The following is a 19,793-nucleotide window of genomic DNA, read 5'->3' on the forward strand; positions in this document are numbered from 1 at the left end:
CGCCGCTCCGTTTCCAGTTGCAGCCGCAGTCCCAGCCCCTGCCGTCCCACTTCCGATTGACAGTCATGATGCCGATTGGCATTATGTATACCATCACTGATCGGCAGAGCGCGAACCGGCCATTCGTGGGAGGAGGCAGCATATGAACCTGCAGGAATTCCAGTCCAAGACATTGCTGGCGCGTTATGGCATCGACGTGCCGAAGGGACGGCTCGCATTGTCGGGCGACGATGCACAAGCTGGCGCGCGCGCCCTCGGCCTCGAGCGCAGCGCGGTAAAGGCGCAGGTTCCGGCCGGCGGGCGCGGACGCTCGAAAGGCGTGGTGCTGGTCTCATCGCCCGAAGAGGCGGGCGCGGCGGCCCGCCGATTGCTTGGCGAAACGCTCGTCACCGAGCAAACCGGCCCGGCCGGCTATCTCGTCCGGCAGGTTCTGGTGGAAGAGGCGGTCGAGGCAGACAGGAGCCTTTACCTGGCCGTCCTCATAGACACGGCCAGGGCAGAGATCGCCATCCTCGCCGGCCCCGAGGGAAGCGAGGACATCGAGGACAAGCTGCAGTCGGGACAAACGAGAATCGAGCGGCTGACGCTCGCTCCCGGCGGCGCCCTGAATGAAACCGAGGCGTTGGCCCAGCGCCTTGGCCTCGACGCCAGGCTGCATTCGTCTTTTGCCCGGCTTCTCGGGCAGTTGCGCACTGCCTTCATGGAAAATGACGCAACCCTGATCGAGCTCAATCCACTCGCCATCACCACTGCCGGCACCTTCGTTGCGCTCGATGCCAAAATCGTCATCGACGACAACGCGCTGTTTCGCCACCCCGATCTCGTGGCACTGCGCGATGACCGGGAGGATGACGGCGTTGAGATCGCCGCCCAGAGCCATCAGCTCAACTATGTGCGCATGGACGGCGATATCGGCGTCGTGGTCAACGGCGCGGGCCTCGGCCTTGCGACGCTGGACATGATCCGCGCCGCCAATGGTCGGCCGGCCAACTTCATGGACATCCGGACCACGGCCACCAGCATCGACGTGGCTCATGGCTTCGCATTGCTGCTCGATAATCCTGCCGTGCGCTCCATTCTGGTCAATGTCCATGGCGGCGGCATGCAGCCTTGCGACATCATCGCCGACGGGCTGGGCATCGCCATGCGCCGCACGGGAAAGGCACGGCCGACAATCGTCCGCCTGGCCGGCAACAACGCCGAATATGCCCGCTTCCGCTTCCAGAACTTCGGCTGCAAGGTGATCGACTGCCCCGACATGTGGGGCGCCGTCACCCGCGCCGTCGACGAAGCCAGTGCAAGGGGAGAAAGCCGATGAGCATTCTTGTCGATGCCGACACGCGGGTGATCTGCCAGGGCATGACAGGCCGCGCCGGCACCCATTATTCGGCCGCCATGATCGCATACGGCACACGCGTTGTCGGCGGCGTCAGGCCCGGCCGCGGCGGCAGCCGGCATCTGGGCCTGCCCGTCTTCGACACGGTTGCCTCCGCAAAAGCCGATACCGGCGCAAACGCCAGCATGGTCTTCGTTCCACCCGAAAATGCCGCCGCCGCGATGATCGAAGCGATCGAGGCCGAGATGCCGCTGGTGGTCGCGTTGACGGAGCGCGTGCCGCTGCAGGACATGATCCGCGTGCGAGACGCGCTCAAGCACGGCACGACCACGCTGATCGGTCCCAACTCGCAGGGCGTCCTTGCGCCGGGCGTGTGCAAGATCGGGGTCATGGCGACCGGCGGCGAAAGAAGCGGCCACATCGGCATTCTTTCGCGCTCCGCCTCGCTGACGAGTGAGGTGACCGCACAGGTGAGCGCCGCCGGCCTTGGCCAATCAACGACGGTCGGCATCGGCGGCGACGCCATTCACGGGCTGAGCATGCGCGCCTGCTTCGAGCTCTTCCTCGCCGATCCCGAAACCCATGGCGTCGTCGTCGTCGGTGAAATCGGCGGCATCGAAGAGGAGGAACTGGCGGATTTCATCGCTGACAGCAGGCCGGATATGCCGGTGGTGGCATTGATCGTCGGCCGCCACGCGCCCGAGCGCCGGCGCATGGGGCACAGCGGCGCATTCATCGAAGGCGCCAGGAACGACGCCGCGGGCAAGATCCGAGCTCTCGAGAATGCCGGCGTCATCATCGCCGAAAGCCCGCATCTGGTGGGCGAGACGATGCAGCGGGCTCTTCTGATCGAGGCTTGAGCCCCCTGCCCTCGCGGCAATTCCAGGAAAAGCGGATATCCCGTTTTCCTGGAACTGCGCAAGATCAACAGCCTGGATCGGTTCGCCGTTCCCCCGGGGATAGGGGCAGTGATCTATTGAAGGAACCGGTTGGTCAGCGTACCGATCCCTTCGATCGTCACGCTGACGGTGTTGACCGGTTCCTTCATGGAGCCCACACCCAGCGAGGTGCCGCAGCAGATCAGGTCGCCGGGCAACAGCGTCATGTCCTGTGAAAGCAGACTGACCAGCCGGGCCGGCGGGAAGATCATATCGTCCAGCGGATAATCTTGCCGCTCTGCACCGTTGAGCTCCGTTCGCACACGAAGACCGTCCGTATCGAGGCCCGTCGCAATTGCCGGGCCGAAGGGGCAGAAGCCGTCGAAGCTCTTGGCGCGCGCCCATTGGGCGAAGGTCTTGTCCCGGCTGATGATATCGCCCGCCGTGACGTCGTTGACGCAGGTATAGCCGAAGATGGCGCTTGCCGCCTCTGTCTCCGAAACATCGCTTATCCGGCGGCCGATGACGATGCCTAATTCCCCCTCATAAACCACTCTTCCAGAATAGGAGCCAGGGCGGCTGATTTCGGCACCGGGCGCGGCAATGCTCGATACCGCCTTGAGCAGGTAGAGCGGCTCGGCAGGTTCGGCGACTTCGAGCTTCGCAGCCAGTTGGTGAAAATTGTTCCACAGCGCGATGATCTTGGAAGGACGGCAGGGCGGCAAAAGCCTTGCGGCATTCAACGGGTAGCGCATGTCCGTCGGCTGAGGATTGTCGAAGAGATCGCCTTCATACACAACGATCTGGTCGCCTTCGATAAGGCCGAATTGCTCCTGCCCGTCCGTCTTGAAACGCACCCATTGCATCATCGTCTCTCCTCCAGGCTCTATTGTAAAAAGGCTGCCGCTCAGGAAGCCGTGCGCCGCTGCTCCGGCTCCACCTCGGGAAAGGTGGGATAAAGCCCTTTGACACGCCCCATCTGCTGGGCGAGCGCCAGCACGCTGTCGATGAACGGCGTTTCGAAGCCGCCAAGGCGTCCCATTTCCTGAACGGATGTAAGGAGAGCGTCGAGTTCGATGGGGCGTCCATTGGTGACGTCCTGGAGCATCGACGTGCGATGGGCGCCGACGCCGGCGGCGCCATTGATGCGGCGCTCCACATCGACGCGGAAAGAGGCGCCGAAATACTCCGCGATCTGCTGCGCCTCGATCATCATGTTGCGGGCAAGTGCCCGCGTGCCAGGTTCGGTGGCAACGACATCGAGTGTCGCGCCGGTGAGGGCCGAAATCGGATTGAAGCAGAGATTGCCCCACAACTTTATCCAGATGTCATTGCGGATGTCGTCGTAAAAGCGGGGCTTCAGACCGCCCGCCTCCAGCGCGGACGCCAGTTTCGCAACGCGCTCGCTCTGGCTGCGATCCGGTTCGCCAAGGCCGAACTGATTGCCGTAGACATGCTTGATGACGCCCGGCTCGATGATCTCCGCCGCAGGATAGACGGTGGCGCCGATGACCCGCTGCGGGCCGATGTGACGCCATTGCCGCTCGCCCGGATCCACGCTTTGCAGGCGAAAGCCTGAAAAAGCGGAGCCCAGTCCGTGGAAATACCACCATGGCAGGCCGTTCTGCGCCGTCACCACCGCTGTGGTCTCGTGCATCAGCGGCGCCATGTCGGACGCCGATTCCCATGCCTGATGCGCCTTCAGTGCGACGATCACATAATCCTGTGGGCCAATGTCGCGCGGGTCCTTGCTCGCGGGCATGCGCTCGACGATCTCCTCCCCATCGATGAGAAGTTTGAGTCCGTTCTCCTGAATGGCTTTCAGATGTGGGCCGCGAGCGATCAGTGAAACATCGGCACCGCCGCGCTTCAGCATCACCGCCATGTAGCCGCCAATTGCGCCTGCGCCAAAAATGCAGATTTTCATTGTTCCTCCTCGGTCGATCATTAGGGCGCCGGGCATGGGACCGCACGATCATCACCAGTCGGCAACCTTGCCATCGTCCATTTCGCCCGGAGGCGTGAATGGGCAATGCAGCCAACGATGCGTGCCAGTCGTCTGGTATACGTAATACCACACGACGCCGAAAGTCAAGGAAACGCTTCCACCCCGCGGGCTGACGGCCGCGGAACGGGACGCTCCGGCAATGAGATGGAGCCAAGCTCCGACCGGCGAGAGACGCTGATGCAACCGCTACGAGCAATTCCAGGAAAAGTGGAAGCCGGTTTTCGTCCGGAGTTGCGGAAAATCAGAATGGGCAGATCACTCGGCGTTTCTGTGAAACGCTGAACTGATCTACAAGCTGCCGGCGTGGCGCCGCAGGGCGCGAACGGCCGCGCAGCGGAAAAGTTCGGCACATGAGCCGGCGAGCAGGCCCCAGAAGGGATCGATCCACACGGTTACGCCCGCTGTCGCCGCTATCACCGGCCAGCAGGACGGCTTGCAGTCGAACAGCCGTTTTGTGAACGCAAGCTCACCGGAGGCCATCAGAAGCAGCGCGCCCAGTCCCGCCGCCGGTATCGCGGCAAGCGCAGCCAGCCCGAGCCCGCCCGGCAGAAGAGCGAAACCCAGCAGGGCCAGCCCCAGGACGAGCGGCGCCGTGCCGCTGCGGGCGCCAAACCTGTAGTGTGCCGCCAGCCCGCCAGCTCCATGGCACATCGGCAGCGCGCCGAATGGCGTCAGCAACAAATTGGCAAGACCGCTTGTCACCGACAACCGCGCGGGCGTCACATGGGCGGCGTGCTCCCCGAAGTACCCGCCGGCGATCAGCGCCGTGAGCAGAACGGCATTGGTGAGGGTGAGCGAAAGCTGTGGCAGCACGAATTGCGAGATGGCACGCTGCAGTTCCGCCAGGGACGGCAACGCGGGGGTGGAGAATGGCGCCGCCGTCGCCATCCCCAACTCCATCCCGGGAACGTCGAACAGCTGTGCCGACGCGATCGCCAGCACGAGCGCGATCAAGGCGGCCGGATAGCGCGGCACCAGCAGCAATCCCAGAAGCAGGCTGAGGATCAGCACGGCGATGACCGGTGCGGTGGCCATCAATTCGACGCTTACCAGCGCAAGCGCCAGACCGAGCCCCAGCTGAAGTCCGGCCAGCACCGATGGCGGCACGACACGGGCAAGCCGCGTAATCCATCCGGTCAGGCCCAACACCAGCAACACCAGACCGATCATGACGCCGCTGGCCGCCAGCCCGGCCGGCGCCATGCCGGCGGTAAGCAGCACCGCCGCAACGGCCTTCATGGGCTGCACCGGTATGGGAAGACGGTAATGGACGGAAGTTGCGATATAGAAGATGGCGAAGCCAAGAAGCACCGGCGTCGGCGCCAGTCCGACCAGCGCGATGGAGCCGAGCATCAAGGGCAGCAGCGTGCCAAGGTCGCCCAGCGCGCCGCTCAACTCGCGCAGGCTGAAGATGAACCTCTCACCCGTCGCTCTTGGCATCGCTCGCAATCATCCCGGTTGGCCCACCCCAATCCGAACCGTCAGCGGGATCGCGGAATTTCGTCGGCGGCCTCTATCTGTGCCGCACAATATTTGAACTCCGGAATCTTGCCGTAAGGATCGAGCATCGGGTTGGTCAGCTTGTTGGCCGGGCTCTCATTGAAGCAGAACGGCATGAAGATCATGCCGTCAGCCACTTCCCGGTCGGCGCGCAAGATCGCCTCGACGGTGCCGCGCCGCGTTTCAACCTTGACCATTTCACCCTGCGACAGCCCGCGCCTGGCGATCTCGCGCGGGTTCATCGCCGCGATGCCGACGGGCTCGATCGCATTAAGGACGCCCGCCCGCCGCGTCATCGCGCCGGTGTGCCAGTGCTCAAGAAGGCGCCCGGTGGTCAGCACCAGCGGATACTCCTCGTCCGGCACCTCGTCGGGCGGCAACAGGTCTGCCGGCGTAATGCGGCCGCGTCCGTCCGATGTCGGGAAGCCGTTGGAGAAAATGATCTCGTTGCCGGGCTTGTCTTCGGCGTCCGCTGGATAGATGACCGATTCCTCGCGCTCGACACGCTCCCAGGAAATGTTCCGAAGCGAAGGCATCACGCTCGCCATTTCGGTGTAGACCTCGGAAACGGACTTGTAGTTCCAGTCCAGTCCCATCCGCCTGCCGATCTCGACGATCAGTTCCCAATCCTGCCGGGCTTCGCCGGGCGGCTCGAGAGCGGGACGGCCAATCTGCACCTGCCGGTTGGTGTTGGTGTAAGTGCCGAGCTTCTCGGCATGGGCCGAGGCCGGCAGCACCACATCGGCATGCCATGCGGTCTCGGTCAGGAAGATATCCTGCACGACCAGATGCTCGAGCTTGGCCAATGCTTGCCGGGCATGGGTCTGGTCGGGATCCGACATGGCCGGATTCTCGCCCTGAATATACATGCCCCTGATCTCGCCATCGTGGATGGCATCGATGATCTCGACCACGGTGAGGCCGCGCTTGGGATCCAGCGCCTGGCCCCAGAAATTCTCGTACTGGCCTCGAATGTCGGCGTTTTCGACCGACTTGTAATCGGGGAAGTACATGGGGATCAGGCCGGCGTCGGAGGCGCCCTGCACGTTGTTCTGGCCGCGCAGCGGATGCAGGCCCGTGCCCGGGCGGCCGACATGGCCGGTGATCAGCGCCAGCGCGATCAGGCAGCGCGAATTGTCGGTGCCGTGAGTATGCTGGGATATGCCCATGCCCCAGAAGATGATGGAGCGTTCGGCTGTGGCATAGGTCCGCGCGACGTCGCGCAGCACCTCGGCCTCGATGCCGCAGACTTCCGCCATCGCCTCGGGCGAAAAGTCCTTCACCTTCTCCCTCAGCGCCTCGAAGCCCGAGACGTTGGCCTGGATATATTGCTCGTCATAGAGCTTCTCCTCGATAATCACGTGGAGCAGCGCGTTGAGCATGGCGACGTCGGTGCCCGGCTTGAACACCAGCGAGTGGCTTGCGTGCCGCATCAGATCCTGCTTGCGCGGATCCATGACGACCAGTTTGGCGCCCAGCTTGGCGGCCTGCTTGAAATAGGTCGCGGCGACGGGATGGTTGGTCGTGGGGCGCGCGCCGATGACGATGATGCACTCGGCCTTCATGGCGTCGTTGAAGGGCGCCGACACGGCGCCGGAGCCGACGCCTTCCATCAACGCCGCCACGGATGAGGCATGGCAAAGCCTGGTGCAGTGATCGACATTGTTGGTGCCGAAACCCTGCCGCACCAGCTTCTGGAACAGATAGGCCTCCTCATTGGAGCCCTTGGCCGAGCCGAAGCCGGCGAGTGCCTTGCCGCCATGGGTATCGAGCAGGGACTTCAGCCCGCCTGCCGCGCGCTCCAGCGCCTCTTCCCAGGTCGCCTCGCGGAATATGGTGAGCGGATCGACGCCGCTCAGGTCGATGTCGCCGGACTTCGGCGCGTCGTCGCGGCGGATGAGCGGTTTGGTCAGGCGCTCGGCCGACATGACATAGTCGAAGCCGAAGCGGCCCTTCACGCACAGGCGGTTTTCATTGGCATAGCCGTCGCGCCCGTCGACCTGCACGATCTTGCCGTCCTTGACGGCAACGCTGGTCTGGCAGCCGACACCGCAGAAGGGGCAGACGCTGTCGACGACCTTGTCGAAGGCCTGGACGGCGCGGGTCTTGCCCGCCTCATCCATCAGCGACTTCTCGTAGAGCGCGCCGGTCGGGCACGCCTGGACGCATTCGCCGCAGGTCACGCAGGTGGAATGGCCCATCGGGTCGTGCATGTCGAAGACGGGAAAGGCATGGTTGCCGCGATTGGCCATGCCGATCACGTCGTTCACCTGCACCTCTCGGCAGGCGCGCACGCAGGCGCCGCAGGAGATGCAGGCATCCAGATTGACCGCGATCGCCGGGTTGGAAAGGTCGAGCTCGGGCTGGACGCCGGATGAGAACTTGGAGCCGAGACGCTCGCTGCCCCCAATGCCCATGGAAGATGCCCATTCCCAGAAGACGGACTGGTTGTCGGGTCCCTCTTGGGCGGGGCGCATGTTGCTGGCCAGGAGCTCGAACACCATCTCACGCGACTTTACGGCGCGCTCGGTGTCGGTCCGCACGACCATCCCCTCGCCCGGCTTGCGGATGCAGGAGGCGGCAAGCACGCGCTCGCCCTCGATATCGACCATGCAGGCACGGCAATTGCCGTCCGGCCGGTAGCCGGGCGCGTCGACATGGCACAGATGCGGGATGCGCTTGCCCTCGCGCTTCGCCACTTCCCATATGGTCTCGCCTTCCGAGGCGGTTACCGTTTTCTCGTCGAGCGTAAAAGTTATCTTGCTGGACATGTCAAAGATCTTCCCGGAAATGGGTCAGAAGGTGGTTGACCGGATTGGGCGCGGCCTGGCCCAATCCGCATATCGAAGCGTCCCGCATCACCATTTCGAGGTCGCGGACGGTGGCTTCGTCGAATTTGTCCTGCGTCTTGAGCAGCGTGACCATTTTTTCGGTACCCTCGCGGCACGGCGTGCATTGGCCGCAGCTTTCGTGCTTGAAGAAATTCAGAAGGTTGAGCGTCACATCCTTGACGCTGTCGACCTGTGAAAAGATCACGATCGCATGCGAGCCGACAAAGGCGCCTTGTCTGGCGAGCTCGCCGCCGAAATCCAGCGGAATGTCGCCCATCGACGACGGCAGGATACCGCCGGAAGCCCCGCCTGGCAAATATGCCTTGAACTCGTGGCCTTCCGCCATGCCGCCGCAATAATCGTCGATCAGCTCGCGCACCGTGACGCCGGCCGGCGCCAGCTTTACCCCCGGCTCCCGCACTCTGCCGGAAACCGACCAGGATCGCACGCCGGGGTGGTCCGGCCTGCCCTTTTTGGCGAACCATTCCGGCCCCTGCTCGACGATATCGCGGACCCACCATAGTGTTTCGACATTGTGGTTGAGCGTGGGGCGGCCGAACAGGCCGGCCTCGGCGATATAGGGCGGGCGATGGCGCGGCAGGCCGCGCTTGCCTTCGATGCTCTCCAACATCGCGCTTTCCTCGCCGCAGATATAAGCGCCCGCGCCGCGTCTCAGTTCGATGAAGCCGGGCGCCGCGAGGCCGGCGGCCTCGAGAGCGGCGATCTCGGTGCGCAAAATCTGCAGGACTGCCGGATATTCGTCGCGCATGTAGAAATAGATGCGCTCGGCCTCGACCGCGTGTGCGGCGACCAGGGCACCTTCGAATGTGCGATGCGGATCCCGTTCGAGGTATATGCGGTCCTTGAACGTTCCCGGTTCCCCCTCGTCGCCATTGATCGACATCAGGCGCGGCCCCGGATAGGAGCGTACGATGCTCCACTTCCTGCCGGCGGGAAAGCCGGCGCCGCCAAGGCCGCGGAGGCCAGCGCTCTGCATTGTCTCGATCAGCGTGTCGACGCTGACTTCACCCGACCGCACTCTTTCCAGAAGCCGGTAGCCACCGGATGCGCGATAGGAACCAAGCCCGGTATAGTCGGGGACGACGGTCTCCGTTTCGCCTTCGGCAGCCATCTGCAGCAGGCCTTCGGCGCTGGCATGATCCACCTCGCGGTTGCCGATCCGCGCGGCCGGCGCAGTGGCGCAGCGCCCCATGCAGGGCGCGCGCAGGATGCGGATCGCATTGGGATCGGCTTTCGCGGCAAGCCTGCTGAGCAGCGGCTCGGAGCCGGCCAGCATGCAGCTGACCGAATCGCAGACGCGGATCGTCAGCGGGGGTGGAGGTGTTTGGCCCTCCTTCACGATATCGAAGTGGTCGTAAAACGTGGCGACCTCGTAGACCTCGGTCTGCGACAGGCGCATCTCTTCAGCCAATGCGCGAAGATGGGCGGCGGAAAGGTATCCATAGCGATCCTGCACAAGATGCAGGAATTCGATCAGGAGATCGCGACGGCGCGGACGCTCTCCCAGAAGGTCGCGAACATCGTCGAGCGCCGCGTCATCAAGTGCGCGTCCTTTAGGTCCACGATCGCGAGGACGCCGATCCTTCATTATCAAAACCCTTCATCTTTCGATCTCGGTAAGGCACCGCGCGCGACGATCGGTGTCAACACCATTTAGGCCGGGATTGGCTCGTTTCGCTGCCGGGGCGAACAACGCTGCGGTCTTCTACAGTGCGATCCATCTCCTCCCCTGATGGCAGCCGCACGATGATGGCAGTTCCGTTGCACAGGTCGCAGATGCAGCAACGCCATCACAGGTCGCAGATGCAGCAACGCCGCCGCAAGTTCGTGGCATTTTGTATTCCAGAGGCGCGTACTGTCAAGCCCAATACCAACGGCCAGGGTTCGACCGCAGACAAGCCGGCTGGAAATCATGCCTGGATAGGTGATGGCTCCAAGGCCAACGCTGCTGCGGGCCTGCTATTCGAAGATGATCTCCGGCACGCCCGCCATCTGCCGCTCCTCTGCGATCCGCGACCATGCCCGGTTTGCGATTTCCTTGTAGACCGTGGCATGCACGCTGTCGGGGCTCGTTACGACCACGGGCGTGCCGCTGTCGGAAGTCTCGCGGATCTGCATGTCGAGCGGCACTTCACCAAGGAACGGCACCCCGATGCGCCCGGCTTCCGAGCGCGCTCCGCCATGGCCGAAGATATCGTGCCGGCCGCCGCAGTCCGGGCAAACGAAATAGCTCATGTTCTCGATCACCCCGAGGATCGGCACATCGACCTTGCGGAACATGGCAAGCCCCTTGCGGGCGTCTATGAGGGCGAGGTCCTGCGGCGTGGAGACAATGATGGCCCCGGCAAGCGGCACGTTCTGCGCCATGGTGAGCTGCGCATCGCCGGTACCGGGCGGCATGTCGACGACCAGCACGTCGAGTGCGCCCCATTCCACCTCGCGCAGCATCTGGGTGAGCGCCGAGATCACCATGGGACCGCGCCAGATCATCGGCGTTTCCTCATCGACAAGGAAGCCCATGGACATGACCTTCAGCCCATACCCCTCCATCGGCTTGAGGATGCGGCCGGTCACGCTCTGCGGACGGCCGGAAATGTGCAGGAGGCGCGGCATGGAAGGGCCGTATATGTCTGCGTCGAGCACGCCGACCCTCAGCCCCATGGCCTGCAGGCCGAGCGCCAGGTTGACGGCCGTGGTCGACTTGCCGACCCCGCCCTTGCCGGAGGCGACCGCTATGATGGCGTCAATGCCTGGCACGCCCGATCTGGCGGCCGGCGCAGGGGCCGCGTGCGGCGCGGCGCGTGCCGCCATTGGCGGCGGAACCATGGCGGCCTGGCCCCGGCTGGGCGCCGGTCTTACCGGGCGGGACGGCTCGCCTGCCTTCTTCGCGGCCGTCAGAACGACCGTTGCCTTCTTGACGCCCTCGGCGCGCAGCGCCGCCTTCTCCGCCGCCGCGCGCAACGGCTCCAGTTCCTCCGCGCGTTCGCCGGGCACCGTTAGCGAAAAGAACACGGCAGGCCCGGCGATCACGATCTCGGAGACGAGGTCGAGATCGACGATATTGCCGCTGAGGTCGGGGCCTTTGACCTTGCGAAGCTGTTCGAGAACATCCTGCCTGCTGATTTCCACTGACGCGCCACTCCCTCAATCCAACCCGACAAGACATAGTACGATTTCCCGGTCCGAGCCAAAGCCGGAGTTCAAACCGGTGTCAGTCACCGGTATCAGCCTTCGAGGCGGCGGCGGATGGAGACGCGCTGTCGCGGCCGCTCTTCTTCCCCTCCGCCGTCGGCGCCCTCGGCGGAGGGCGGCGCTGTTTGGCTTTCAGCCCCTTCGTCTGGACCGGCTTCTGGCCGTCCCAGGCTGGAAGCCGCTTGCGGTTGCTCGACGGCGGAGGCCGAAGGCTTGCTTTCCTCATCGCCGTCCGTCTCGGCGGGTTTGTCCTGCGAGGCTTGGCCGATACCGCCGGAATCTCGCTGCCTTTGCTGTTCGGACTTACTCAGGAACCCGCGGCCTGCCTGCCAGAGCGAGCTGTAGGTGTTGTGCGCCGGGTCGTTGAAATCCGTGTCATAGTCATTGAGCCCGTCGAGATTTGCCAGCAGCGGATTGGACTGCCATAGCCTGCGCAGCGCCTTCGTGCGCAGCGCCGTCGGCACGCCGCGCTTGAGAAACAGCGAAAAGTCGTCGCCTTTTTCCAGGGAATCGATATCGATTGCTTCGGCGGCCTGCCGATTGGCTTCCATTTCCTCGTCGATCGCTTCCGCAGAAGGCTCCTCACCGGCTTCGTCGGGGCTGGAGTCCTCGTCCGCATCCTGCCGCGAGACTTCCCGCTTGCGCCGCGACCAGCGAGACAGGAAGCCTTTATCCCCTGGCTCAGCCATCGAGCTTGCCTCCACGCGGCCTGGCGCGGTTCAGAAAGATCGGCTCCTTGCCGAATTGCTGGGTTTCGGCAGCACCCTGATCGCGCCGGCGCTTGATAAACTTCTCCTCCTTGTGAAAATGCTCGGTGAAATCCATGATCGCCCTGGCGATTTCGGGGGGCATGGCAACGCGTTCAACGATATCTTCGCCGACATCTTCGAAATCCTGCGCCAGATAGGGCGAGGCGGTTACCGTGTGGACGAACCAGGGCAAAGGATGCGTACCGTCCGCATTGCGCCGCAGGACGACGAACAGCGCCGGGGCCTGGCTGTTGAAGTTGTGAACATAGGCCTCGGTTTCGGCGGCATGACAGGTAAGTTCGGCCGCGCCCATGAAATAACGCGTCATGCGCTCGTCGCTGACAAGCACGTCGCCGGCCGAAAAGCCTGTTGCGCTCGGCGTGACGCCCACGGGAATCCAGTAGTCCTTCGCCCACCGCGAGACCGACTGGCGACATTCCGCCAGCACGCCGACCAGGATCGTCAGTTCCCGGTCCATTATTCATGGTCCTTGGCAAGCGTCATCACCAATTCCTCCCGCCACTGTTGCCAGCGGCATATGAAAGAATAAAGTGCTGGGGTTGAAGGAACAAGAGCAAGGTGATGAACCAGGAAGTCCCGCGGCGGCTGGTGTGCAACTGCGAAAAGTCCATGTCGCTGGACGACAAGGCAATTGCCGCTGCCTTGGGTGATGACGATCTTCACGTCCACAGCCAGCTTTGCCGCAGCGAAATTGCAAGCTTTGAGGCCGCGCTCGGAGAGGGGCGCCGCCTGTGCGTGGCCTGCACGCAGGAAAGCCCCCTCTTTTCCGAGATCGCCGAGGAGGCAGGTCACAAAGCGCCCCTCTTCGTCAACATCCGCGAAATGGCCGGTTGGACCGCGGACAAGGCCGACCCCTCGCCAAAAATATCGGCCCTGATCGCCGCCGCCGAGCTGCCGGCAAAGCCGGCCCGGCTGCGCACGATCGAAAGCGACGGTCTGTGCCTTGTCATTGGTCGGGGGCAAGCCGCCCTGGAGGCCGCGGAACTCCTTAACCGGACCTTGTCGGTAACGCTGCTTTTGACCAGCTTCGAAGACGTGCTCCTGCCGACCGTGCTCGATTTTCCCATCTTCTGCGGGCGCGTTCGCTCGGCGCGCGGTTCGCTGGGGGCTTTCGACATCGTGGTGGACGGCCATGCGCCCATGCTGCCGTCCTCGCGCAGCGCGCCTCAATTTGCGCTGACCCGCGATGGCGCAAGTTCCAAGTGCAGCGTCTTGTTCGACATGACCGGAGGACCTGCGCTGTTTGCACGGCCCGAAGGGCGCGACGGCTATTTTCACGCCGACCCGGCGGATCCGGCCGCCGTTATGCGCGCGGTGTTCGAAGCAAGCGCCTATGAGGGCGCGTTCGAAAAGCCGATCTATGTCAGCTACGATCCCTCGATCTGCGTGCATGAGCGTTCGAAGAAGACGGGCTGCACCAAGTGCATCGACAACTGCCCGTCCGGCGCTATCGCGCCGGACGGCGACAATATCTCGGTCGACACCGCATTGTGCGGCGGCTGCGGCAATTGCGCTGCGCACTGCCCGACAGGTGCGGTCTCCTATGAATACCCGGCACGCCAACAATTGATCGAGCGCGTGCAAGTGCTGGCCCGGACCTATCTGGAGGCCGGCGGCAAGGAGCCGGTCCTGCTCATCCATGACGGCGAGCACGGCACGGCGCTCATCAGTGCGATGGCGCGGTTTGGCCGTGGGCTGCCGGTCAACGTCATTCCGCTCCAGCTTCATTCGGTGAGCGGCCTTGGGCATGATCTGTTGGCGGCCGGACTGGCCGCAGGTTTCCGCTCGGTCGTCGTGCTTGCCGATCCGCGCAAGAGCGACGAGCTCGACGCCTTGAACGAAGAGCGCCGTCTGCTCGAGGCCCTGCTGAGCGGGTTTGGGCTGGCGGGCGGCCGGTGCTCCGTGCTGCTCGAAACCGATCCCGACATCGTCGAGAACGTGCTCTACGACCTCGACCCTCCGCCCGAAGTCGCCCATACGGCTTTCGCTCCCGTCGGCGGCAAACGAGAAGTGGCCCGCGCAGCGCTCGCCCTTATTGCAGGCGCGGGCAGCGCCGGCGAAGAGATCATCCGGCTGCCGCCCTCCGCGCCTTATGGCGCGGTCGAGGTGGACAAGGAGGCGTGTACTCTCTGCATGGCCTGCGTTTCCGCCTGTCCGGCCGATGCGCTGCGCGACAATCTGGAAAAGCCGCAATTGCGGTTCGTCGAATCGGCCTGCGTGCAATGCGGCATCTGTGCCGCCACCTGCCCGGAAGACGCGATCACCTTGTCGCCGCGCTACAATCTTGCGCCGAACGTGATGCAACCGGTAACGCTGAACGAGGACGAGCCAGCCGAATGCACCCGCTGCGGCAAGCCTTTTGCCTCACGCGGCGTGCTCGAGCGGGTGAAGGACAAGCTCGGCGGCAAGCACTGGATGTTCCAGAGCGACGAGCGGATTTCGCTGCTTGAGATGTGCGATAGCTGCCGGCTTGAGGTGCTCTCGTCCGGAGGCCGCGATCCCTTCGCGATGTCGCAGCGTCCGCGCACGCGCACCACCGACGACTACAGGGAAGCCGGCAAGAAAGGACTTTCGGTCGAGGATTTCCTGAGCGAGGAATGATCTTCTCCGGAAGCATGCTCGTCTTTCAGGAGCACGCCTCAGATCGCTTCACCGTTTCGCGGACAGTAAGCCGATCCGACTATTGTTTTACCGGGGGCGGGAACCGGCTCCCGCTTTTCCTGGAACTGCCCTAATTTTGCTGCACGCAAAACGAACGCGCGCGTTGCAGCGACAATTCGGCGGCATGCGCCTCCATCAGCCCCTCGTCGAGCAGCGCGTTGATTTCCGCTTCACGCTTGTCGATGCAGTTCGCTACCTCGGCGGGCATCCCCAGACCCGGCAGTTGATCCGCCGAAAGCGGTCTGGCGGCGCTGCGGCTGTCGGCATTTTGCCAGACGAACCAGCCGGCCACGCCCAGCAGGATGGCAAGCACCAGGGCCACAAGGCGCGGCCAGCGGGCTCTTGCGGTTGCGGCTGCGGGAGCTGTCATGCACGATTTCCTTTCACTGCCGGTCGTCCTTCAACGGAAGGTTCGTGAGCAGGTTCTGCGGCTTCAGGCGCACGAGACCGTCCGTCGTCATGGCCATTCCCAGATAGGCGGGTTTGCCGCGCATCGTTTCGATGATGCGATCCTGCTCAAGAAACTCAAGGCGGAACAGCGCCATGATCCGCCCCAGATCGTCCTCGCCGACCGCCACGCCCTCATAGAGCGCGTTGAGGATTTGCGTCGCCTGTGCGTCCAGTCCGACATGCCAGGACCAGCGCTCGTCGGTGATCGACCGGACGGCCTGGACGCGCACCGGCAGACGGAAGAAATGGACGATCCAGCGCTCGATCACGCGGGCCAGCGCGTCCTGCCCCGGCTGTGTGAAGCGGAAATCGAGCGCGAAATTGAACTGGTCGGCACGCTCCGGATAACTTGCAGCGTTCTCCTCGGTAAGCACGTCGAGCGAAACCTCGCGCATCGCCGTCCCCGCCTCGGCCAGCAGCGCGCCCAGTCCGCCCAGCCCTCCGGTCTGCGAATACATTTCCACGACTTCGGCGTCGGCCAGCATCAGCCGATCGTCGGCAACCGTCGCCTTCTGATCACGAAAGAACAGCTCCGCCGCGCGCAGGATGAAGACGTCGCTTTCGCCATCGAGCATGTTGGAGATGATGAGATGGACCAGTTGCTCGATAAAGACCGGCGGGACCTGTGGCGCGCCGGTCTCGAATAGCGCCCGATAGCCGGCCTCGATCGAACCGTGTTTCAATAAATGGTCGCGGTATCGAAGGAGCAGGCGGTAATTGTCGGCCGCGTCCCGGTCGGCGATCGCCGTAAGTTCGGCGTCCGCCACCGGCGCATCGGGGACCTCCATCAGCTTTTCGAACAGCAGGTGCTCGTTGCGGCAGCTCGTTTCGATGGGATGTATTTCGGGCCGCGTGTAATAGGCGCGCAGGAGATCCGGCGAAACGGCGAGCCAGCCACTGTCGAGCCGGCCGGTCAGATGCAGGCCGGCCGACTTCCAGATGGGCCTGCGGCCGCCGTCCGGCCGCGCATGGATCGTTTCGCTCACCGGCATGGCTCCACCGCGTCCACAAGTGGAACAGCATCTATGGAACGGCCGGCCTCGAGAAGAAGGCTGCCGTCCTCATCCAGCCCGATCATCGTCCCGGCCCGATTTCCCCCGGCCAGCGCGAGCTTGACGGGGCGCTCCAGATCGTACGCACGCGACATCCATGATTGACGCACGGTGGAAAACCCGTCCTGAAGCCAGCTGTCGATCCAAGCCAGAAAATGTCGTGCCACGGCTTCGACCAGGACCGTGCGGTCGAGATCGCCGCATCCTTCCTCGTGGAGGGCGGTGCTGTCCGGATGATGGCCGGGCTCACCGTCGCCGGCCGCTGATTCGACGGCAAGATTGAAGCCGACGATCAAGGTGCCCGGAACCTGCGACGGCACCACGCCGTCGGGAACGGCGACAAAGACGCCGCCGACGGCACCGCCATTGGCCAGCACCGTGAGCGGCCAGCGGAAGGTGATGGCCAGAGCGGGCGGGCCGATCGCGCCCAGCGCGTCGCCGATGGCCACCATCAGCACCGGTGCCATCTGGATTGCCCTGGAAAGCGGAACTTCAGGTTCGAGCACGAAGGCCGCCGCCGCTTGGTCGGTATCGGTCGACCAGAATAGATCCCCTGCTCCGCCCTCGCCTCCAGCCACCGCTGCCACAGCCGCGGCCATCGGCTCCTGTCCGTCGACGACCGCGAAACTCCTGAAGGCCGGCGGAAACTGCGGCGCGCCGAATGATGGCTGGATCGGTCCGGTCGCGCTCACGGCAGTTCGATCTCTCCCGTAACGACGTGGTTCAATTCCGTGCCTTCGGCCGTCAGTACCATCTTGACCTTCAGCTTGCCCGGCCCCGCCTTGCCCGAACGGACAATTTCCTCGATCTGGCACTGCGAGGTCACGCCGACCTGCTTCAAGAACTTGCGCAGCGACATGTTGAAAGCTTCTTCGCTCATCGTTTCCTCCTCGTGTTCCGTTGAGACAGGTTGGCTGAACGGCGCGGCGTTCGCCTGCGGCGCCACCCGCCGCTCCGTGATCCCCATTCACCGGAGCCTGACATTGCCCGTTGAATAGGCCCTTTCGGCAGAGGTCTCGAATTGCGAGTTGAGCACGAAACCGGCGCCAAGCGCGACGACCAGAAGGATCACCACGCTCAAGAGGAATGCTCTCATTATTGCCCGTTCTCCATGTATCCCATAGGCACCTGGTATCATTGATCAGCCCTGGGCAGGACCTATTCGGCCGGCTGAGGCTTTACATCGTCGGACGAACGAGCCTCCTCCGCCTCGATCTGCTCGACCCAGAGCGAATGATGTTCCCTCGCCCAGTTCAGATCGACATCGCCGCTGCCCATCGCGTCATATGCGCCCTCCATGCCGATCGTGCCGATATAGATGTGGGCGAAGATGACGCAGATCATGAAGACGGCCATGATCGCATGCCATACCGAATTGAACTGTTGTTCCTGGATCGGCGTGTAGGGCGGCTCGGGCAGTCCGAACCAGGCGGGAATGTCGATGCCGATCGCCGAAAGCGCCGCGAATGTGTCGCTGAAATAAGCGTGTTCGAACGGGAACAGCAGAGCCCACCCCGACAGGCAGAGCGACAGGCCGCCAATCATGACGAGCCAGAAAACGATCTTCTGCCCCGCATTGAACTTCCAGGCCGGGGGGTGCACTCCCTTGCCGAACATTCCGCCGCCCTTCGCGATCCAGATCAGATCGTGCCGGCTGGGGAGGTTGTGCACGATCCACATGACGAAGGCGCCGGCCAGGCCCAGCATGAAGGCGAAGGCGACATAATTGTGCGTCTGCTTGAGGAAGCCCGCCATCGGGCCGAAAGCTTCCCTGCCCATCAGCGGCATGATCAGCTCGCGCCCGTATGAAATGTTGAGGCCGCTGATGGCGAGGATGATGAAGGAAAGCGCCATCAGCCAGTGGGCCGTCCGTTCGATCATGCTGAAGCGCTTGATCCTGACGCCCGACAAGCCGTGCTCGACGCGGATGCGGCCGCGGAACGCGAAAAAAAGCGACAACAGCACCAATGTCCCGATCATCGCCAGGCCGAGATAATCGAACATCGGCCCGTTGCGCAGAAGCCGCCAGCTCTCCCCGTCGGACTGAACCAGGACGGCCGCGTTCCTGTCGGGAATGGAGACCGTGCCGGCAACGCCCTGGCGCACGCCCCGCCAGATCTCGGAGTCGGATGTCGTGCCAAGCGCATCGCCGGGCACCGCGCCGCCGACGGGACCGGCATCGCCGCTGACCGCTCCCTCGGGCGGACGAACCGAACTCTGCGCGAGCCCTGCGCCGGTCAGCGCCATGGAAACCAGAACCGCGCAAACCAGCACCGGCAGACCCGGGAAAACGTGCGGGAGCCAGATGCGCAGTGCCCTCAGGCTGGACATATTCGTTCTCCTCCAGGGCACGGCGGCCCTTGATGCACCGTCGATTGTGCCGCCCGGAGCGATCGAGCGCAAGCGATCGGCGGCCCGCAATGCGAGCCGCCCGTTTTATGAGCGGGTGGTATCAAGACCGGCCGCCCCATCTTGCTTGCGGCCGTCAGCCGCCCGCTTTGCTCTCATAGGCCGTGCCCCAGCCCCAGGCGCCGGCGCCGAAGCCGCGCGCCACGACCCGTTCGCGATAGATGTTCGAGACGGTGTCGCCGTCGCCGGCCAGCAGCGCCTTGGTCGAGCACATTTCCGCGCATAGCGGCAGTTTGCCTTCCGCAAGACGGTTGCGGCCGTATTTCTGGAACTCGGCAGCCGAATTGTCCTCTTCCGGGCCGCCGGCACAGAAAGTGCACTTGTCCATCTTGCCGCGTGAGCCGAAATTGGAGGCCTGCGGATATTGCGGCGCGCCGAACGGGCACGCATAGAAGCAATAGCCGCATCCGATGCACAGATCCTTGGAATGCAGCACCACGCCATCGGCCGTCTGATAGAAGCAGTCGACCGGGCACACCGCCATGCACGGCGCATCGGAGCAATGCATGCAGGCAACCGATATGGAGCGCTCGCCCGGCTTGCCGTCATTGATGGTGACGACCCGCCTGCGATTGACGCCCCAGGGCACCTCATGTTCGTTCTTGCACGCGGTGACGCAGGCGTTGCACTCGATGCAGCGCTCGGCGTCGCAGAGGAATTTCATTCTAGCCATGGTTTGATTCCT

Annotated in this window: 18 protein-coding genes; 3 read left to right on the forward strand and 15 right to left on the reverse strand. The window is 63.9% G+C overall.

Features of this window, described 5'->3' with window-relative positions; all coding sequences use genetic code 11:
* Positions 1-142: 142 nt before the first annotated feature.
* Positions 143-1,318 (forward strand): ADP-forming succinate--CoA ligase subunit beta, encoded by a 1,176-nt coding sequence (gene sucC, locus NTH_RS00625; protein ID WP_338528184.1) that lies wholly within the window; start codon positions 143-145, stop codon positions 1,316-1,318.
* A complete protein-coding gene (sucD, locus tag NTH_RS00630) occupies positions 1,315-2,196 on the forward strand; it encodes a succinate--CoA ligase subunit alpha (protein ID WP_338528185.1) in 882 nt (293 codons plus the stop codon). The genes sucC and sucD overlap by 4 nt, the downstream gene beginning before the upstream one ends.
* A gap of 113 nt (positions 2,197-2,309) precedes the next feature.
* Here sucD and NTH_RS00635 read toward each other — a convergent pair whose 3' ends face one another.
* The 8 genes from NTH_RS00635 to NTH_RS00670 all read right to left on the reverse strand — a co-directional run bounded on the left by NTH_RS00635 (position 2,310) and on the right by NTH_RS00670 (position 12,993).
* Positions 2,310-3,083 (reverse strand): fumarylacetoacetate hydrolase family protein, encoded by a 774-nt coding sequence (locus NTH_RS00635; RefSeq protein ID WP_338528186.1) that lies wholly within the window; start codon positions 3,081-3,083, stop codon positions 2,310-2,312.
* Positions 3,084-3,121: 38 nt separating this feature from the next.
* On the reverse strand, positions 3,122-4,141 hold the full coding sequence (locus NTH_RS00640) for a 2-dehydropantoate 2-reductase (protein ID WP_338528187.1): 1,020 nt from the start codon (positions 4,139-4,141) through the stop codon (positions 3,122-3,124).
* Positions 4,142-4,510: 369 nt separating this feature from the next.
* Positions 4,511-5,662, reverse strand: coding sequence for a putative sulfate/molybdate transporter (locus NTH_RS00645; RefSeq protein WP_338528188.1), 1,152 nt, complete (start codon positions 5,660-5,662; stop codon positions 4,511-4,513).
* Between the two features lie 41 nt (positions 5,663-5,703).
* Positions 5,704-8,493 (reverse strand): formate dehydrogenase subunit alpha, encoded by a 2,790-nt coding sequence (gene fdhF / locus NTH_RS00650; protein ID WP_338528189.1) that lies wholly within the window; start codon positions 8,491-8,493, stop codon positions 5,704-5,706.
* A gap of 1 nt (position 8,494) precedes the next feature.
* A complete protein-coding gene (locus NTH_RS00655) occupies positions 8,495-10,162 on the reverse strand; it encodes an NAD(P)H-dependent oxidoreductase subunit E (protein ID WP_338528190.1) in 1,668 nt (555 codons plus the stop codon).
* A gap of 371 nt (positions 10,163-10,533) precedes the next feature.
* Complete coding sequence (locus NTH_RS00660) at positions 10,534-11,703, reverse strand: Mrp/NBP35 family ATP-binding protein (protein ID WP_338528191.1); 1,170 nt, start codon at positions 11,701-11,703, stop codon at positions 10,534-10,536.
* Positions 11,704-11,798: 95 nt separating this feature from the next.
* A complete protein-coding gene (locus NTH_RS00665; protein ID WP_338528192.1) occupies positions 11,799-12,470 on the reverse strand; it encodes a DUF3306 domain-containing protein in 672 nt (223 codons plus the stop codon).
* Positions 12,448-12,993 carry a DUF3305 domain-containing protein gene (locus NTH_RS00670; RefSeq protein WP_338528193.1) on the reverse strand — a complete coding sequence of 182 codons (546 nt, stop codon included), beginning with the start codon at positions 12,991-12,993 and terminating at the stop codon, positions 12,448-12,450. The genes NTH_RS00665 and NTH_RS00670 overlap by 23 nt, the downstream gene beginning before the upstream one ends.
* 104 nt (positions 12,994-13,097) lie before the next feature.
* Between NTH_RS00670 and NTH_RS00675 the strand changes: the two genes are divergently transcribed.
* Positions 13,098-15,137, forward strand: a complete 2,040-nt coding sequence (locus tag NTH_RS00675) for a 4Fe-4S dicluster domain-containing protein (protein WP_338528194.1) — start codon at positions 13,098-13,100, stop codon at positions 15,135-15,137.
* Between the two features lie 130 nt (positions 15,138-15,267).
* Here the strand turns inward: NTH_RS00675 and NTH_RS00680 are convergent, their stop codons facing one another.
* From NTH_RS00680 to fdh3B, 7 genes are all read right to left on the reverse strand, one after another.
* A complete protein-coding gene (locus NTH_RS00680; RefSeq protein WP_338528195.1) occupies positions 15,268-15,567 on the reverse strand; it encodes a hypothetical protein in 300 nt (99 codons plus the stop codon).
* Between the two features lie 13 nt (positions 15,568-15,580).
* Positions 15,581-16,633 (reverse strand): DUF6352 family protein, encoded by a 1,053-nt coding sequence (locus tag NTH_RS00685; protein ID WP_338528196.1) that lies wholly within the window; start codon positions 16,631-16,633, stop codon positions 15,581-15,583.
* Positions 16,630-17,391, reverse strand: coding sequence for a biotin/lipoate--protein ligase family protein (locus NTH_RS00690; protein WP_338528197.1), 762 nt, complete (start codon positions 17,389-17,391; stop codon positions 16,630-16,632). The genes NTH_RS00685 and NTH_RS00690 overlap by 4 nt, the downstream gene beginning before the upstream one ends.
* Entirely contained in the window at positions 17,388-17,579 is a 192-nt protein-coding gene (locus tag NTH_RS00695) for a DUF6494 family protein (protein WP_338528198.1), read from the reverse strand. Before NTH_RS00695 ends, NTH_RS00690 begins: the two co-directional genes overlap by 4 nt.
* A gap of 87 nt (positions 17,580-17,666) precedes the next feature.
* Positions 17,667-17,795, reverse strand: a complete 129-nt coding sequence (locus NTH_RS00700; RefSeq protein ID WP_338528199.1) for a hypothetical protein — start codon at positions 17,793-17,795, stop codon at positions 17,667-17,669.
* A 62-nt stretch (positions 17,796-17,857) separates the two neighbouring features.
* Positions 17,858-19,030 (reverse strand): formate dehydrogenase subunit gamma, encoded by a 1,173-nt coding sequence (locus tag NTH_RS00705; RefSeq protein ID WP_338528200.1) that lies wholly within the window; start codon positions 19,028-19,030, stop codon positions 17,858-17,860.
* A gap of 154 nt (positions 19,031-19,184) precedes the next feature.
* On the reverse strand, positions 19,185-19,781 hold the full coding sequence (gene fdh3B / locus NTH_RS00710) for a formate dehydrogenase FDH3 subunit beta (RefSeq protein WP_338528201.1): 597 nt from the start codon (positions 19,779-19,781) through the stop codon (positions 19,185-19,187).
* Between the last annotated feature and the right edge of the window lie 12 nt (positions 19,782-19,793).

It is taken from the genome of Nitratireductor thuwali (genome assembly GCF_036621415.1).
Taxonomy (GTDB): domain Bacteria; phylum Pseudomonadota; class Alphaproteobacteria; order Rhizobiales; family Rhizobiaceae; genus Chelativorans; species Chelativorans thuwali.

Bases quoted from the DNA above. Each gene is read 5' to 3' on its own strand.
- sucC (WP_338528184.1), top strand. From the start codon at position 143: ATGAACCTGCAGGAATTCCAGTCCAAGACATTGCTGGCGCGTTATGGC.
- sucD (WP_338528185.1), top strand. From the start codon at position 1,315: ATGAGCATTCTTGTCGATGCCGACACGCGGGTGATCTGCCAGGGCATG.
- NTH_RS00635 (WP_338528186.1), bottom strand. From the start codon at position 3,083: ATGATGCAATGGGTGCGTTTCAAGACGGACGGGCAGGAGCAATTCGGC.
- NTH_RS00640 (WP_338528187.1), bottom strand. From the start codon at position 4,141: ATGAAAATCTGCATTTTTGGCGCAGGCGCAATTGGCGGCTACATGGCG.
- NTH_RS00645 (WP_338528188.1), bottom strand. From the start codon at position 5,662: ATGCCAAGAGCGACGGGTGAGAGGTTCATCTTCAGCCTGCGCGAGTTG.
- fdhF (WP_338528189.1), bottom strand. From the start codon at position 8,493: ATGTCCAGCAAGATAACTTTTACGCTCGACGAGAAAACGGTAACCGCC.
- NTH_RS00655 (WP_338528190.1), bottom strand. From the start codon at position 10,162: ATGAAGGATCGGCGTCCTCGCGATCGTGGACCTAAAGGACGCGCACTT.
- NTH_RS00670 (WP_338528193.1), bottom strand. From the start codon at position 12,993: ATGGACCGGGAACTGACGATCCTGGTCGGCGTGCTGGCGGAATGTCGC.
- NTH_RS00675 (WP_338528194.1), top strand. From the start codon at position 13,098: ATGAACCAGGAAGTCCCGCGGCGGCTGGTGTGCAACTGCGAAAAGTCC.
- NTH_RS00680 (WP_338528195.1), bottom strand. From the start codon at position 15,567: ATGACAGCTCCCGCAGCCGCAACCGCAAGAGCCCGCTGGCCGCGCCTT.
- NTH_RS00695 (WP_338528198.1), bottom strand. From the start codon at position 17,579: ATGAGCGAAGAAGCTTTCAACATGTCGCTGCGCAAGTTCTTGAAGCAG.
- NTH_RS00700 (WP_338528199.1), bottom strand. From the start codon at position 17,795: ATGAGAGCATTCCTCTTGAGCGTGGTGATCCTTCTGGTCGTCGCGCTT.
- NTH_RS00705 (WP_338528200.1), bottom strand. From the start codon at position 19,030: ATGTCCAGCCTGAGGGCACTGCGCATCTGGCTCCCGCACGTTTTCCCG.
- fdh3B (WP_338528201.1), bottom strand. From the start codon at position 19,781: ATGGCTAGAATGAAATTCCTCTGCGACGCCGAGCGCTGCATCGAGTGC.